This is a genomic window from Streptomyces phaeofaciens, from assembly GCF_014648915.1.
Lineage (GTDB): Bacteria > Actinomycetota > Actinomycetes > Streptomycetales > Streptomycetaceae > Streptomyces > Streptomyces phaeofaciens.
The window spans coordinates 123,376-138,404 of the sequence record NZ_BMSA01000016.1; the positions used below are offsets into that span (position 1 = coordinate 123,376).

The following is a 15,029-nucleotide window of genomic DNA, read 5'->3' on the forward strand; positions in this document are numbered from 1 at the left end:
TGGCCATGAGCGCGGACCGCGCGGCAGCCGCCGCGGACACCGCCCGGGGGACGGCCGTGCCGCCGTCCCCCGGGATCGAGGCGGCCTGGGCGCACCCGCTCCTGGGGCGGCTGCTGCGCGGCCAGCGGGACCGGCGGCGGCTGGACCGCCGGTATCCGTGGCTGTTCGACACCGCGGTGGTGCTGGCCGTCGTCTGCGTCAGCCTTCCCGACCTGCTGTGGGGTGGCGGCAACTCGCCGTTCGGGGACGCGGACACCCGTGACCGGCTGCCGTCCTTCGTCCCGTTCGCCTTCACCGTCGCGCTCGCCGTGCCGCTGTGGTGGCGGCGCAGGGCCCCGGCGGTCGCGTTCTTCGTGATCGGGCTGGTGTCGCTGGCCCAGTGGTCGCTGGGCCTGTGGCTGCCGGCCGGCATCGCCGCCCTCATCGCCCTGTACACCCTGGCCCGGCGGGGGTCGCTGCGGGTGCTGGGCCTGGCCGTCGGGGTGACCGCCGCCGGCCTGATCCTGGCCGTCTGCTTCCTGGTGCCCGTCGAACATCCGCTGCTCGGCGTCTTCTTCCTGCTGGGGACGGTGACGGCGGCCACCGCCACCGGTCTGACCCTCCGGATCCGCGAGATGTACCTGGCGGCGCTGGAGGACCGCGCCAGGCGCCTGGAGATCGAGCACGAGCAGCGGGTCCGGCTGACCGCCGCCGCCGAACGCTCCCGGGTGGCCCGCGAGATGCACGACATCGTCGGCCACAACCTCTCCGTCATGGTCAGCGTCGCCGACGGCGCCGCGACCCTCGCCGCCAACCGGAACGAGCGGTCCGCCGAGGCCCTGCGCATCCTCGGCGACACCGGCCGGCAGGCCATGAGCGAACTCCGCCGGGTTCTCGGCGTCCTGCGCGAGGAGCGGGACGACGAACGGGCGCTCGGCCCGCAGCCGGGGATCCGTGATCTGGACCCCCTGCTGACGCGGGTGCGCGCGGCGGGCCTGAAGGTGACCTATCGGACCGTCGGCGACCTCGACGCCCTGGGGGACGGGGTGCAGCTCACCGTGTACCGCATCGTCCAGGAGGCGCTGACCAACACGCTGAAGCACGCGGGTACGGGCTCCGCCGCCGAGGTCTGCGTGGCGGCCGGCGCCGGCACGGTACGGATCCGGGTCGCCGACACCGGCACGCCCCCGGGAGCCCCGGCCGGGCCGGCACATCCGGGGCCGACCGGCCCGAGCGGCCCGGGAGCGTCCGGGCACGGTCTGGTCGGCATCCGCCAGCGGGCCGCCATGTTCGGCGGCACCGTCACCCTCGGCCCGCGCGACACCGGCCACGGCTGGCTCGTGGACGTCGTGCTCGACGCTCCCCCCTCAACCGCCCCGCCGGCACCAGGAGAACCTCTGTCATGACCACCGTGCTGATCGCCGACGACCAGCCCCTCCAGCGCATGGGTGTCCGCATGCTCCTGGAGGGCACCCCGGGCCTGACCTCGGTCGGGGAGGCCGAGCACGGCGCCGAGGCCGTCCGGCTGGCCGCGCAGCTACGGCCCGACGTCGTCCTGATGGACATCCGGATGCCCGGCATGGACGGCCTGGAGGCCACCCGCCGCATCATCGCCTCCGGGGGCCGTACCCGCGTGCTCATCGTGACCACCTTCGATCTGGACGAGTACGTGTACGACGGCCTGCGCGCGGGAGCCAGCGGTTTCCTGCTCAAGGACGCCCGCCCCGAGGAACTGGTGGCCGGCATCCAGGCGGTGGCGACCGGCGACGCCGTGGTGGCCCCCCGGCTGACCCGGCGGCTGCTGGACGCCTACGCCCACCAGGTGCTCGCCCCGGCCGGCGCCGCCGCCCCGGAGGACCCCCGGTTGCGGACCCTCAGCGACCGCGAACGCGAGGTCCTGGTCGCCATCGGCCAGGGCTGGACGAACACGGAGATCGCCGAACGGTTCGTCCTCACCGAGTCCACGGTGAAGAAGCACGTCGGACGGGTCCTCGCCAAGATCGGCGCCCGCGACCGCATCCAGGCCGTGATCATGGCCTACGACGCCGGACTGGTCAGGGCCAAGCCGTAGGGCGGGTCCGAACGGTCGGGGAGCAGCGGGAGCAGGACCCGGAAGGTGGCGCCCCGGCCGGGGGCCGAGTCGACCTCGACGCGGCCCGCGTGGGCGGTCACCAGGGAGTGGACGATGGACAGCCCGAGGCCCGCGCCGCCGGTGGCCCGGTTCCGGGAGGCGTCCGCGCGGTAGAAGCGTTCGAAGATGCGGCCGCTCTGGTCAGGGGTGAGGCCCGGTCCCTCGTCGGCGACCTCCAGGACGGCGTGGCCGCCGGCCGTGCCGACGCCGATCCGCAGGGGTGTGCCCGGCGGTGTGTGGGCGACGGCGTTGCCGACCAGGTTGGTGACGACCTGGCGCAGCCGGGCCTCGTCGGCGAGGGCGGGCGCGGCCGCGGGCGGTCCTTCGCCGGCCGGTCCGGTGAGCGTGACGGCGCGGGCCGGGTCCAGGGCGCGTACGTCGTGGAGGGCGTCGGCGGCCAGGGTGCGCAGGTCCGCGGGGGCGAGGTCGAGGCCCGAGGGGACGCCGGGCGCGCCCGGACCGGGGCGCCCCGTGGTCCTCAGCGCGTGTTCGTCGAGGCGGGCCAGCATCAGCATGTCCTCGACGAGCCGGGTGAGCCGCTCGGACTCCCGGGCGATCCGGTCCATCGTGGCGTCGACGTCCTCGCGGTCGGCGAGGGCGCCCATGCGGTGCAGGTCGGTCAGGCCCTTGATGCCGGCGAGCGGGGTGCGCAGCTCGTGGCTGGCGTCGGCGACGAACCGGCTCATCCGCGCCTCGGACTCGGCGCGGGCGGCGAAGGCGGTCTCCAGCTGGTGGAGCATGGTGTTCAGCGCCCCGGCCAGTCGCCCCAGCTCCGTGTTCGGGCCCGCCAGTTCGGGGACCCGGCGGGTGAGGTCGCCGCCCGCGATCTCGGCGGCGGTCTGTTCGACGCGGGACAGCGGCCGCAGCCCGGACCGGACCGCGAACCAGCCGGCCACGGCCAGCACGGCGAGCAGCGCCAGTCCCGTGCTCCGGTAGATCCGCCACATCCGGTTCACGGTGCCGTCCACCTTGGCCGTCGTGGTCGCCACGAGGACGCTGCCGGAGGTGCCGGACGGCGTCGCCGTGGCCCCCGGCAGCAGCGCCCGGGTGGCCCGGGGCACGGCGATCATCCGCCAGCGGGTGTCGCCCGTGGTGCTGCCGACGGTGAACGGGCGGCCGCCCGCGGCGGCGACGGCGGCCGTGTCCATCCGGGGCGGCGCGGGCCCCCGCGCCCGGTCGGTCCGGTCGGTTCCGGCGAGGGAGTCGACGCTGGTCTCGACGGTGCCGTCCGCGGTGACATAGGTGATGACGGGGTTGCCGAGGACGTCCGTGCTGAAGTCGGCGAGGCCCGCGGGCGGCTTCCGGTCGGCGCCGTTCTCCGCCACGGTGGGCGGCAGCAGGGCGAACACCTGCGCGGTGGCGCGGAGTTGGGCGTCGACGCGGTCCTCCATGTAGTCGCGCAGGGCGTTGCCGGTGACCAGGCCGAACGCCGTGAACCCGGCTGTCAGCAGGGCGACGGCCGGCAGCAGCACACGGGCCCGCAGGGACGCGCGCGACCACAGGACGCGGGGGCCGGTCACGGCTTCGGTCCCCGCAGGACGTACCCGACGCCGTGCACGGTGTGGATGAGCTTCGGACCGCCGTTGTCGATCTTCCGGCGCAGATAGCTGATGTAGGTGTCGACGATTCCGGTGTCGCCGTTGAAGTCGTAGTCCCACACCCGCTGGAGGATCTGCGTCTTGGACACCGTGCGCCCGGCGTTGGTCATCAGGTAGCGCAGCAGCCGGAACTCGGTGGGTGACAGCCGCAGCGGCTCGCCCGCGCGGGTCGCCTGCACCCCGTCGGGGTCCAGCTCCAGGTCGGCGGCGCGCAGCAGCGCGGTGGGGTCGCCGCCGGTGCGGCGCAGCACGGCACGGATGCGGGCGATCAGCTCCTGGAGGTCGAACGGCTTGGTCACGTAGTCGTCCCCGCCCAGCACCAGGCCCTCGATCTTGTCCTGGGTCGCGTCACGGGCGGTGAGGAACACGACCGGGACATGCCCGCCCCGGGGCGCGGGCGCGGGCCGGTGCTGCTCGCGCAGCCGCCGGATCACCTCGAAGCCGTCCAGGTCGGGCAGCATGACGTCGAGCAGGACCAGGTCGGGCGACACCTCGCGGGCCCGGTCCAGCGCCTCCTGGCCGGTGCCGGCCGCGGCGACGGTGAAACCGGCGTGCCGCAGCGCCGCGCACAGCAGCTCCCGCACGGTGGACTCGTCGTCCACGACCAGCAGGTTCACCTCCGGGGCGGCCGTCGTCCGTTCGACGGGCGTCTGCGGGTGCATGGGTGTCACGGGGTGCCTCCTGGCGGCCGGGATCCTGCCGGGAACAATAGGGAGGCCTCCTGTCGGCATCCTATAAAGCCGCTGGTCAACGCGGTTCCGGAGGGCGGCGTGCGGTGGCCGCCAGGCTCCCGGCGAACCCGGCCGCCGCACCGGCGAGCAGCCCGAGGACGACCGTCCGCAGCACGCTCGCGCCGAGTTCGGCCCGCATGCCCCCCAGCTCGCTGCCGAACAGGGCGACACCGAAGCGGCCGGACGCCCCGGCGAGCCGGGCCGCGGTGGCCAGGGTGACGGCCGTGACGACACCGAACCGCTCGGCCATGCCGAGGTGCGCGGCCAGCGGGCCCCGGCAGGAGTGCGGCGGGACCCGGTGGGCCGGGTCCGTGGCACGGGCCGCCCGGTAGGCGCAGCAGAGCAGGACGAGCCCGGTCACGGCGAGGGCCGCGAGCCACAGCGGCCAGCCGCCCGCCGAGAGGGACCGCAGCTGCTCGGTCCGGTCGGTCTGCCGGGCGTCCCCTCCGCCCGTCCCGCCCATGCCGCCGATCAGCGCGGCGAGCGGGTTGCCGCCCTCACCGCGCACCGGGTGGACGGCGGCGGTCCACTCGGTACCGACGCCCAGGGTCAGCAGCACGGCGACGGCGTTCGGGGCGAACAGCAGGGCGGCGCCTGCCGCGTCCCCGGCCCGGCCGCCGGCCGCGGCCCCGACGAACACCAGCACCACCAGCGGTACGGCGGCGAGCGCCAGGAGCGTACGGACGACGGCGGACAGGCTCCGGCCCCAGCCGGACCGCAGCGCGTCCAGCGCACCGCCCAGCGGGAGCCGCGCACGGCGGCTGATCAGGCACCCCGCGCCGAGCGCGACGGCCACCCACAGCACGGCACCGACGCCCGCCGCTCCCGCGCTCACCTGGTAGGTGAGCGCCGACGGGGCCGCCGTACCGCCACCGCCGAAGAGCTCGGCGAGGCCACCGCCACCGCCGCCGCCACCGAGGAGATCGCCCGGGCCGCCGGCGGCGGAGCCCCCGCCGGGTCCCGCCATGCCGCTCAGCGCTCCTTCGGGCAGGGTCGCCGTTCCCCGGGCGAGGCCCGCCACGGCCAGGAAGGCGACCGGCGCCGCGACGGCCGCCCCGGCCGCCCGTACGGCCAGCTCACCGGCGGTGAACCGGCGCTGCCGCCCGGCCCTCAGCCGCCAGGAGAACGCGACCCACAGGACGGCGGCGCCGACCAGGGTCACGGTCAGCGGTACGGCCTGCACCGCACCGCTCGTCGACGGGCTCATGCCGCCCCCGCCGCCGAACAGGGAGGCGAGCCCTCCCGTCGCCCCCGAGTCCGCCGAGGGCGCGGGCCCGGCGCTCGCCGAGCCGCCGACGGCCAGGGCCGTCACCAGCATCGTCAGCGGCCACAGCGATCCGTACGCCCCCGCGCCGAGCAGGGCCAGGGCCGGCGCGGCCACGGCCGCCATGGCGAGCACCGCGCACAGCACGGCCGCCGCCCCTTCCGCGGCGTTCTGCCACGGACCGATCAACCGGAGGGCGGGCGTGCGGCGTCGAGGCCGTGGGCCGGTCGCCGGCCCGGCCTGGAGACGGGGCGTGGTGGCAGCCATGGGGGAAACACTCCGCTTCGCTCGCGGGGAGCACGCGGCGCCGAACGGGGGGAGGACGGCGCCGCGTGCCACGGGACCCGCACACAGTGGCGGTCACGGGTCCGACGTTCCCGAGAGGTTCTGAGAGGTCTCTGAGAGCCGGGAAGGGAACACCGCAGGTCAGCGGGCACGCGCGGTCGGGCGGCGGGCCCGGTTCCCAGGAAGTTCCCAGAAATCCGGGCCGTGGGCCTCACAGCCCCGCGATCGCGTTCCAGCGCTTCGCGAACTCGACCCGCTCGTTCGAGGTGATGTCCCGTGCGATGGCCAGCCGCCGGCGCATCGCCGCGTCCGGGAAGATCAGCGGGTCCTCGGCGAGGGCCGCGGTGTCCGCGTCCTTGGAGGCGGCGAGGACGTCCTGGGCGGCCGGGACCGGGCAGACGTAGTTCACCCAGGCGGCCAGTTCGGCGGCGACCTCGGGCTGGTAGTAGTGGTCGATCAGCCGCTCGGCGTTGGCCTTGTGGCGGGCCAGGTCGGGGATCATCAGCGACTCGGCCCACAGTTCGGCGCCCTCCTCGGGGACGACGAACTCGATGTCCGGATCGTCCGCCTGGAGCTGGATGACGTCGCCCGAGTAGGCCTGGCAGGCCAGGACGTCCCCGCCGGACAGGTCCTTGATGTAGTCGTTGCCCGTGAAGCGCCGGATCTGGCCGCGCTTCACCTGCTTCTCCACCTGGTCGCAGACCGTGTGGAAGTCGTCGGCCGTCCACCGTGTGACGTCGACGCCGTTGCCCTGCATGAGCAGCGCGAACGCCTCGTCCAGGCCGGAGAGCAGAGTGACGCGCCCCTTGAGGTCGTCGGACCACAGGTCGGCGACGCCGCGTATCTCGCGGCCCAGCCTGCGGCGGTTGTAGGCGATGCCGGTGATGCCGGACTGCCAGGGCACGGTGTACTTGCGGCCCGGGTCGAAGGCGGGCGAGCGCAGCAGCGGGTCCAGGTGCTCGGTGACGTTCGGCTGGGCGGACCGGTCCATCTCCTGGACCCAGCCGAGCCGGACGAACCGCGCGCACATCCAGTCGCTGATGACGATCAGATCGCGCCCGGTCTGCTGGTGGTTCATCAGCGAGGGGCTGATCTTGCCGAAGAACTCGTCGTTGTCGTTGATCTCCTCGACGTAGTCGACGGCGATGCCGGTGCGTTTCTCGAAGGCGTCCAGGGTGGGCCGCTTCTTCGTGTCGGCGTCGTCGGTGTCGATGTAGAGCGGCCAGTTGGCCCAGGTCAGCCGTTTGTCGGTGGCGGAGAGATCGGCGCCTGCCCGCTCCCCGGGCTCGACGTAGGCGGCCTGTACCCCGCAGCCGGCGAGGGCTCCGAGCGCGGTGGCACCGCCGAGGGCACGCAGAACGGAACGGCGGGACACGCCACGGGAGTACGAGGGAGTCTGGGGCACGCCGTCAGCATGCCGTGGGGCCCGCCCCCGGACAATCGACGCTGCGTCGAGCGCGGGGAGCGTAACCCGACACCCTGTCGATCAGGGCCGCGGAGCGCGACGAAACGGCCCCCGGAAGGAAACCGGGGGCCGAACTCACCCAGGGGTGCGGGGAGTTGCGCCAACGGCCGCGACGCATCCGCGGCCGACGGCGCCCCGCACCACGCGGAGCGTTACGCGTCCAGGGACGTCATCACGTGCTTGATGCGCGTGTAGTCGTCGAAGCCGTATCCCGAAAGGTCCTTGCCGTAGCCGGACTTCTTGAAGCCGCCGTGCGGCATCTCGGCGACCAGCGGGATGTGGGTGTTGATCCACACACAGCCGAAGTCGAGCTTCTTGGACATCCGCATGGCGCGGCCGTGGTCCTTGGTCCACACCGAGGAGGCGAGGGCGTAGTCGACGCCGTTGGCCCACTCCACCGCCTGCTCCTCGTCGGTGAAGGACTGGACGGTGATGACCGGCCCGAAGACCTCGTGCTGGATGATCTCGTCGTCCTGCTTCAGCCCGGAGACGACGGTCGGGGCGTAGAAGTAGCCCTTGTCGCCGACGCGCGCGCCGCCGGCCTCGACCTTGGCGTGGGCGGGCAGCCGCTCGATGAAGCCGGACACCTGCTTCAGCTGGTTCGGGTTGTTCAGCGGCCCGTACAGCACGTCCTCGTCGTCGGGCTGCCCCGTCTTCGTCTCGGACGCGGCCTTCGCCAGCGCGGCCACGAACTCGTCGTGGATGGACTCCTGGACGAGGACGCGGGTGGCCGCCGTACAGTCCTGGCCGGCGTTGAAGTAGCCCGCCACGGAGATGTCCCCGACGGCCTTGGCGATGTCGGTGTCCTCGAACACGACGACCGGCGCCTTGCCGCCCAGCTCCAGGTGGACGCGCTTGACGTCCTTGGCCGCCGACTCGGCGACGGACATGCCCGCGCGCACCGAGCCGGTGATGGAGGCCATCGCGGGGGTCGGGTGCTCGACCATCAGCCGGCCGGTGTCGCGGTCGCCGGTGACGACGTTGAAGACGCCCTTGGGGAGGATCGAGCCGATGATGTCGGCGATCAGGACGGTGGAGGCCGGGGTGGTGTCCGAGGGCTTCAGGACGACCGCGTTGCCGGCGGCGATCGCCGGGGCGAACTTCCACACGGCCATCATCATCGGGTAGTTCCACGGCGCGACCTGCGCGCAGACGCCTACCGGCTCGCGGCGGACGATCGAGGTCATCCCGTCCATGTACTCGCCGGCGCTGCGCCCCTCCAGCATCCGGGCCGCGCCCGCGAAGAAGCGGATCTGGTCGACCATCGGCGGGATCTCCTCGGAGCGGGTCAGCCCGATCGGCTTGCCCGTGTTCTCCACCTCGGCCGCGATGAGTTCCTCGGCCCGCTCCTCGAACGCGTCCGCGATCTTGAGCAGGGCCTTCTGCCGCTCGGCGGGCGTGGTGTCCCGCCAGCCGGGGAAGGCCGCGGCGGCGGCGGCCATCGCGGCGTCGACGTCCGCCTGGCCGGACAGCGGCGCGGTCGCGTACGCCTCGCCGGTCGCGGGGTTGACCACCTCGGTGGTCCGTCCGTCGGCGGCGTCCCGGAACTCACCGTCGATGTAGTTGCGCAGACGACGCAGCTCGGTGCTCACTGACCGGCCCTCCAGATATCCGATGTGTCCACTGACTGAGACACCCACCCTAGTCCGCCGGCCGACGTTTTCAACACCCCCGATCGCACCATCGCTGCGAAATCCGCAGGTCTCACTCTCGCAAACAACGAATTTCATCGCCACGGCCTTGCGGAACTGTCGAGACGTCGTGCAGAGTGAGGTCGTGGCCAGTCGAAGCGCAGAGCAGAGGGACTCCCGCGAGTCCAGGAACGGCACCCCTCATCCGGATGCCGTCAGCCTCGCCATCATCGAGCAGCTCCAGGAGGACGGCCGCCGGCCCTACGCCGCGATCGGAAAGGCCGTCGGCCTCTCCGAGGCGGCCGTGCGCCAGCGGGTCCAGAAGCTGCTCGACCAGGGCGTGATGCAGATCGTCGCCGTCACCGACCCGCTCACCGTGGGCTTCCGGCGGCAGGCGATGGTCGGGGTCAACGTCATGGGCGACGTGGAATCCATAGCCGAAGCGCTCACCGACATGGCCGAGGTCGAGTACGTGGTGATGACCGCGGGCTCGTTCGACATCCTCGCCGAGATCGTCTGCGAGGACGACGACCACCTGCTGGACGTCATCAACAAACGCATCCGGGCCCTGCCCGGCGTGCGCTCCACCGAGAGCTTCGTCTACCTGAAGCTGAAGAAGCAGACCTACATGTGGGGAACCCGATAACCGTGAGGACCCGATAACCGTGAGCACCAAGGACCTCAGCCGCACCGCGTACGACCACCTGTGGATGCACTTCACCCGCATGTCCTCGTACGAGAACTCCCCGGTCCCGACCATCGTCCGGGGCGAGGGCACCTACATCTACGACGACAAGGGCAAGCGGTACCTCGACGGTCTCGCGGGTCTGTTCGTGGTGCAGGCCGGTCACGGCCGCACGGAGCTGGCGGAGACCGCCTTCAAGCAGGCGCAGGAGCTGGCGTTCTTCCCGGTGTGGTCCTACGCCCACCCCAAGGCCGTGGAGCTGGCCGAGCGCCTCGCCCACCACGCGCCGGGCGACCTGAACAAGGTCTTCTTCACCACCGGTGGCGGCGAGGCGGTCGAGACCGCCTGGAAGCTCGCCAAGCAGTACTTCAAGCTCCAGGGCAAGCCGACCAAGTACAAGGTCATCTCCCGCGCGGTCGCCTACCACGGCACCCCGCAGGGCGCCCTGTCCATCACCGGCCTGCCGGCCCTGAAGGCCCCCTTCGAGCCGCTCGTCCCGGGCGCGCACAAGGTGCCGAACACCAACATCTACCGCGCCCCGCTCTTCGGCGACGACCCGGAGGCCTTCGGCCGCTGGGCCGCCGACCAGATCGAGCAGCAGATCCTCTTCGAGGGCCCGGAGACGGTCGCCGCGGTCTTCCTGGAGCCCGTGCAGAACGCCGGCGGCTGCTTCCCGCCCCCGCCCGGCTACTTCCAGCGCGTGCGCGAGATCTGCGACCAGTACGACGTCCTGCTGGTCTCGGACGAGGTCATCTGCGCCTTCGGCCGCCTGGGCACGACGTTCGCCTGCGACAAGTTCGGCTACGTCCCGGACATGATCACCTGCGCCAAGGGCATGACCTCGGGCTACTCCCCGATCGGCGCCTGCATCATCTCCGACAGGCTGGCCGAGCCGTTCTACAAGGGCGACAACACCTTCCTGCACGGCTACACCTTCGGCGGCCATCCGGTGTCGGCCGCGGTGGGCCTCGCCAACCTCGACCTGTTCGAGCGCGAGGGCCTCAACCAGCACGTCCTCGACAACGAGGGCGCCTTCCTGTCCACGCTCCAGAAGCTGCACGACCTGCCGATCGTCGGCGACGTCCGCGGCAACGGCTTCTTCTACGGCATCGAGCTGGTCAAGGACAAGGCGACCAAGGAGTCCTTCGACGACGACGAGACCGAGCGCGTCCTGTACGGCTTCCTGTCCAAGGCCCTCTTCGAGAACGGCCTGTACTGCCGTGCCGACGACCGCGGCGACCCGGTCATCCAGCTCGCCCCGCCGCTGATCTCCAACCAGGAGACGTTCGACGAGATCGAGGCGATCCTGCGGGCGACGCTGACGGAGGCGTGGACCAAGCTGTGATCCACGCGCACTGATCTTCCTTCTGGATGATCAACCACGGCCCCGGTGCCGTCCGTTCGAGTGAGAAACGGACGCCCGGGGCCGTGTGCTGTCCGGCCCGCCCCGCGCGGCTGCCTAGCGTGCTCGTGACCGATCGGCCCTGCCTTCGTTCCCCCGGACGGGGGAACGGCACGGGAACCACAGAATCTGAACCGAGGTGTACGCCCATGGAGGCCCCGCCGGACAACGACGTGCTCTGGGCACGCTCCCTGCACTTCACGCACCGGGACGGCTCACCCGCCCTCGGCGGTGTCTCGCTGGGTGTGCGGGAGGGCGAGATCCTCGCCGTGAGCGGGCCGCGCGGCAGCGGCAAGACGACCCTGCTGCACTGTCTGTCCGGCCTGGTGCCCGCCCAGCGCGGCGAGGTCTGGTTCAACAGCGTCCCCGTGCACACCATGGGCGCGACGGCCCGCGAACGGCTGCGCCGCGACCGCTTCGGCTGGATCGACCCGGCGCCGGTCCTCGTCCCCGAACTGAACGTCTGGGAGAACGCGGCCCTCCCGCTGATGCTGCGCGGCACCAGCCGCCGCCGGGCCAAGGCCGCCGCCATGGAGTGGCTGGAGCGCCTGGACATCGGCGACAGGTCCCGCAGCCGCCCGCACGAACTGACCCAGGCCGAGCGCCAGCGCGTCTGCATCACCCGGGCGCTGGCCCCGGCCCCCTCGATCCTCTTCGCCGACGAGCCGACGGCCCCCCTCCACCGCGCGGACCGCAACCATGTCCTGCGCACCCTGACCACGGCCGCCCGCTCCCACGGCATCACCGTCGTCCTGGCCACCCACGACCCGGACACCGCGGCGCTCGCCGACCGCACGGTGCCGCTCATGGACGGGCGCCGCGTCACCACCGTCCACCTCCCCCCGATCACGGAGCCGGAAGGCCGGGCGGCCGAGCCGGAAGGCCGAGGGGCCGAGCCGGAAGGCCGGGGGGCCACGTGCTCGCTCTCCGTCTGACCCGCAGCGCCCACCCCGCCGTCCAGCTGCGCCGCCTGCTGGTGGCGGCGGCCTCGGCGGGCACCGGCTTCCTCCTGCTGTGCACCCTCGGCCACGCCCTGACCCACCCCGGCGCCTCGACGGGGTCCGCGCTCCGGCTCGGCTGGTGCGTGATCCCGCTGGCCGCGACGGTCCACTTCGCCCTGGCCGTCGCCCGCACGGACCCCGGCACCCGGCCCCGCCCCGGCCTGGCAGCCATCGGCCTGGGCCCGGCCCGGCTGATGGCCGTGTCCGCGACGACGACGGCCCTCGCGACCCTCCTCGGCTCCGCGCTGGCCCTCCTCCTCTTCCTCCACCTGCGCGGCGACCTCGACGGCCTGCCCTTCGACGGCGCCGCCGCCGGCTTCCTCGCCGCCGACGTCTCCCTCCCCCTCCCGGCCACCCTCACCCTGCTCTCCCTGGTCCCGCTGGCCGCCTCGCTGTCGGTGGCGCTGATGCTCCGCCCGCGGGACACCCGGCTGGCGGCGCACGCGGCGGCACCGAGGCTGTTCGGCGGCGCCGACGGCCGCCGGCCCGCGGACGGTCCCCCCACCGGGACGGCCGGCGCCTCCCGGACGGGCCGCACCCCGCAGGCGCGGGCGGGCGAACCCCTCGGACCGGTCGAGCCCGCCGAAGCCGCAGAAGCCGTCCAAGCCGTCCACGAAGCCCCCGCCCACCTCTCCGAGCCGCCCGCCCCCAACGCCACCGCCCTCCCCTGGGGCGCCGCCCTCCTCGCCGCCGGTCTGGCCGTCGAGGGCTACGCGAGCCGCACCGCGAGCGGCGCCGACGTCCCCCTGCCCACCGGCTTCCCCACCGGACCCGCCGCGGTCCTCCTCGGCTGGACCCTCACCGCCGTCGGCCTCGCCCTCGCCGGTCCCGGCCTCACCCACCTCAGCGGCCGCCTCCTCCAGGCCGTCCGCCCCGGCGCCCTCCGCCTCCTCGCCGGCCGCGGCCTGATGGAGGAGTCCACCCGCATCGGCCGCCCCCTGGGCGTCGTCTGCGCGGTCGCCTCCGGCGCGTACACGATGGCCGCCCTGTACGACCCCGCCGACCCCTCCTTCGGCCCCCTCACCACCCTCGGCGCCCTGGTCGTCGCCGGCAGCACCCTCGCCACGCTCCTCACGGCCGCCGTGGAGGCCCGCCAGGCCCGCGCCGAGACCACCGCCGCCCTCCTGCGCCTCGGCGCCCCGGCCAAGACGCTGCGCAGCGCCGCGGCCCTGCGCACCGGCGCGCTCCTGGCGGTGTTCGTCCCGCTCACCCTGACCGTGGCCGAACTGGCGGCACTCCCCCTGGCCCAGTGACGAAGCCGTACGGGAGCCGTACGCGTACCTGCGCGAGAAGCCGTACGGAAAAGATCCACCCGCGCCGATGAGTTCCGCCCGGCCTCCCGGTCTACCCACCGAACAGCACGACGTTGGACACCGCCCCGATGGGAGAGCCCCGATGACCGCCCCGGCCTACCAGCAGATGATCTTCGTGAACCTGCCCGTGAACGACCTCGCCGCCTCGAAGAAGTTCTTCACGGAGCTGGGCTACACGATCAACCCGCAGTTCAGCGACGAGAACGCGACCTCCGTGGTGATCAGCGACACCATCGTCGCGATGCTGCTCACCAAGCCGTTCTACGCGACCTTCACCAAGAAGGAGATCGCGGACGCCGCGAAGACCAGCGAGGTACTGATCGCCCTGAGCGCCGAGAGCCGCGCGAAGGTCGACGAACTGGTCGACCGCGCGCTCGCGCGGGCGGCACCCCGAGCGGCGACACACAGGACATGGGCTTCATGTACGGCCGCTCCTTCGACGACCTCGACGGCCACACCTGGGAGATCGTCTGGATGGACCCGGCGGCCGTCGAGGGCTGAAGCCGGGAGGTCTCCACCGTCGGCCGCTCCTGGGGCACTCGCCCGGGAGCGGCCGACTGCGTCCCGTATCACCCTCGTTGACCGGATCGAGCAGGCTCCGGCGGCGTTGAAACGTCTCGGCGGGTAATGGGCGGGCAAAGCCAACGGCTCAGAGGGGTCCACGGATTGACACTGCTTATGGAACGCTTATAGACCTGTGAGCCTGCTGGGACGGTGACGCACTCGGCTTCACCGGGGGCGCCATCTCCCCCTCCGCCCCCCGCAGTTGCGCAACCCGTAAGGACAAACGTGTCCCTTTCCCGCCGTACCGCCACTCGTTCCGTGCGCGCCCTCGGCGTCACCGCCGCCTCCGCAGCCCTCGCGCTCAGCGCCGCCGGGTCCGCGATCGCCTGCGAGATCGGTGACTTCTCCGCCACTGCCGCCTGTGACGGCGCCAAGGGCGTCATCACCGTCACGGACAAGGACGCTTCGGGCGTCCCGGCCGAGGTCACCGTCTTCCTCGAGAACAACAACGCCGACGTCCGCCAGGTCGGCACGGCCCAGACCGTCGAGGGCTCCGCGAAGGGCGTCACCGTCTCCTTCGCCGAGGACTGGGAGCCGAACGCCGTCTACCGGGTCCACATCAACGCCGTCAAGAACGGCAAGGAACTGGTCAACGCCGACATCAAGCCGTTCCTGACCGCCCCCGCCAAGGCCTGCAAGGCCGACGACACCTCCACCCCGTCGGGCACGCCGTCCGACACCCCCTCGGACACGCCGTCCGACACCCCCTCGGAGCCGGCCGACACCGACTCCCCGGCCCCGTCGGAGTCGTCGAGCGACAACGGTGCCACGCCCGGCCCGGTGAGCAACGACGTGTCGCCGGCCGCCCAGGAGTCCAACCTCGCCGAGACCGGCGCCGGCTCCAACACCGGCCTGATCGCCGGCATAGCCGCCCTGCTCGTCGTCCTCGGCGGCGGAGCGGTGTTCTTCGGCATGCGCCGCCGGGGCTCCAGCAACCGCTGACCCCCCGACAGAAACAGCTGTGGCCCGTCCCCTTCCGG

General features: G+C 73.0%; 12 protein-coding genes and 1 pseudogene. 8 read left to right on the forward strand and 5 right to left on the reverse strand.

Annotated elements, in window-relative coordinates:
- Window positions 1-5 precede the first annotated feature (5 nt).
- Entirely contained in the window at window positions 6-1,385 is a 1,380-nt protein-coding gene (locus IE275_RS25555; RefSeq protein ID WP_189713755.1) for a sensor histidine kinase, read from the forward strand.
- The gene (locus IE275_RS25560) at window positions 1,382-2,050 is read left to right on the forward strand and encodes a response regulator (RefSeq protein ID WP_189713756.1); all 669 of its coding nucleotides are present in this window, start codon (window positions 1,382-1,384) and stop codon (window positions 2,048-2,050) included. Before IE275_RS25555 ends, IE275_RS25560 begins: the two co-directional genes overlap by 4 nt.
- On the opposite strand, the gene IE275_RS25565 is transcribed toward IE275_RS25560, so the two are convergent.
- The 5 genes from IE275_RS25565 to IE275_RS25585 form a co-directional block, all read right to left on the reverse strand.
- Window positions 2,017-3,630 (reverse strand): sensor histidine kinase, encoded by a 1,614-nt coding sequence (locus IE275_RS25565; RefSeq protein WP_229870565.1) that lies wholly within the window; start codon window positions 3,628-3,630, stop codon window positions 2,017-2,019. The two genes, IE275_RS25560 and IE275_RS25565, sit on opposite strands and share 34 nt — an antisense overlap.
- Window positions 3,627-4,370: a response regulator transcription factor gene (locus IE275_RS25570; RefSeq protein ID WP_189713839.1), complete on the reverse strand. Its 744-nt coding sequence runs from the start codon at window positions 4,368-4,370 to the stop codon at window positions 3,627-3,629. Before IE275_RS25570 ends, IE275_RS25565 begins: the two co-directional genes overlap by 4 nt.
- Before the next feature lie 85 nt (window positions 4,371-4,455).
- A complete protein-coding gene (locus IE275_RS25575) occupies window positions 4,456-5,970 on the reverse strand; it encodes a streptophobe family protein (protein ID WP_189713757.1) in 1,515 nt (504 codons plus the stop codon).
- 229 nt (window positions 5,971-6,199) lie between these two features.
- Entirely contained in the window at window positions 6,200-7,393 is a 1,194-nt protein-coding gene (locus tag IE275_RS25580; RefSeq protein WP_189713758.1) for an extracellular solute-binding protein, read from the reverse strand.
- Window positions 7,394-7,605: 212 nt separating this feature from the next.
- Window positions 7,606-9,045, reverse strand: a complete 1,440-nt coding sequence (locus IE275_RS25585; RefSeq protein ID WP_189713759.1) for a gamma-aminobutyraldehyde dehydrogenase — start codon at window positions 9,043-9,045, stop codon at window positions 7,606-7,608.
- 169 nt (window positions 9,046-9,214) lie between these two features.
- On the opposite strand from IE275_RS25585, the gene IE275_RS25590 reads away from it, so the two are divergent.
- The 6 genes and pseudogenes from IE275_RS25590 to IE275_RS25615 all read left to right on the forward strand — a co-directional run bounded on the left by IE275_RS25590 (window position 9,215) and on the right by IE275_RS25615 (window position 14,991).
- Window positions 9,215-9,730, forward strand: a complete 516-nt coding sequence (locus tag IE275_RS25590) for an Lrp/AsnC family transcriptional regulator (protein ID WP_189713760.1) — start codon at window positions 9,215-9,217, stop codon at window positions 9,728-9,730.
- A gap of 19 nt (window positions 9,731-9,749) precedes the next feature.
- Complete coding sequence (locus tag IE275_RS25595; protein ID WP_189713761.1) at window positions 9,750-11,114, forward strand: aspartate aminotransferase family protein; 1,365 nt, start codon at window positions 9,750-9,752, stop codon at window positions 11,112-11,114.
- 206 nt (window positions 11,115-11,320) lie between these two features.
- Window positions 11,321-12,106: an ABC transporter ATP-binding protein gene (locus tag IE275_RS25600; RefSeq protein ID WP_189713762.1), complete on the forward strand. Its 786-nt coding sequence runs from the start codon at window positions 11,321-11,323 to the stop codon at window positions 12,104-12,106.
- Complete coding sequence (locus IE275_RS25605) at window positions 12,088-13,425, forward strand: hypothetical protein (RefSeq protein WP_189713763.1); 1,338 nt, start codon at window positions 12,088-12,090, stop codon at window positions 13,423-13,425. Before IE275_RS25600 ends, IE275_RS25605 begins: the two co-directional genes overlap by 19 nt.
- A gap of 142 nt (window positions 13,426-13,567) precedes the next feature.
- Window positions 13,568-13,986: pseudogene (locus IE275_RS25610) on the forward strand (VOC family protein).
- Between the two features lie 288 nt (window positions 13,987-14,274).
- Window positions 14,275-14,991, forward strand: coding sequence for an LAETG motif-containing sortase-dependent surface protein (locus tag IE275_RS25615; protein ID WP_189713764.1), 717 nt, complete (start codon window positions 14,275-14,277; stop codon window positions 14,989-14,991).
- Window positions 14,992-15,029: the final 38 nt, after the last annotated feature.

Excerpts from the sequence above, each read along its gene's own strand:
- IE275_RS25600 (WP_189713762.1), top strand. The coding sequence starts at position 11,321 with ATGGAGGCCCCGCCGGACAACGACGTGCTCTGGGCACGCTCCCTGCAC.
- IE275_RS25560 (WP_189713756.1), top strand. The coding sequence starts at position 1,382 with ATGACCACCGTGCTGATCGCCGACGACCAGCCCCTCCAGCGCATGGGT.
- IE275_RS25570 (WP_189713839.1), bottom strand. The coding sequence starts at position 4,370 with ATGCACCCGCAGACGCCCGTCGAACGGACGACGGCCGCCCCGGAGGTG.
- IE275_RS25555 (WP_189713755.1), top strand. The coding sequence starts at position 6 with ATGAGCGCGGACCGCGCGGCAGCCGCCGCGGACACCGCCCGGGGGACG.
- IE275_RS25575 (WP_189713757.1), bottom strand. The coding sequence starts at position 5,970 with ATGGCTGCCACCACGCCCCGTCTCCAGGCCGGGCCGGCGACCGGCCCA.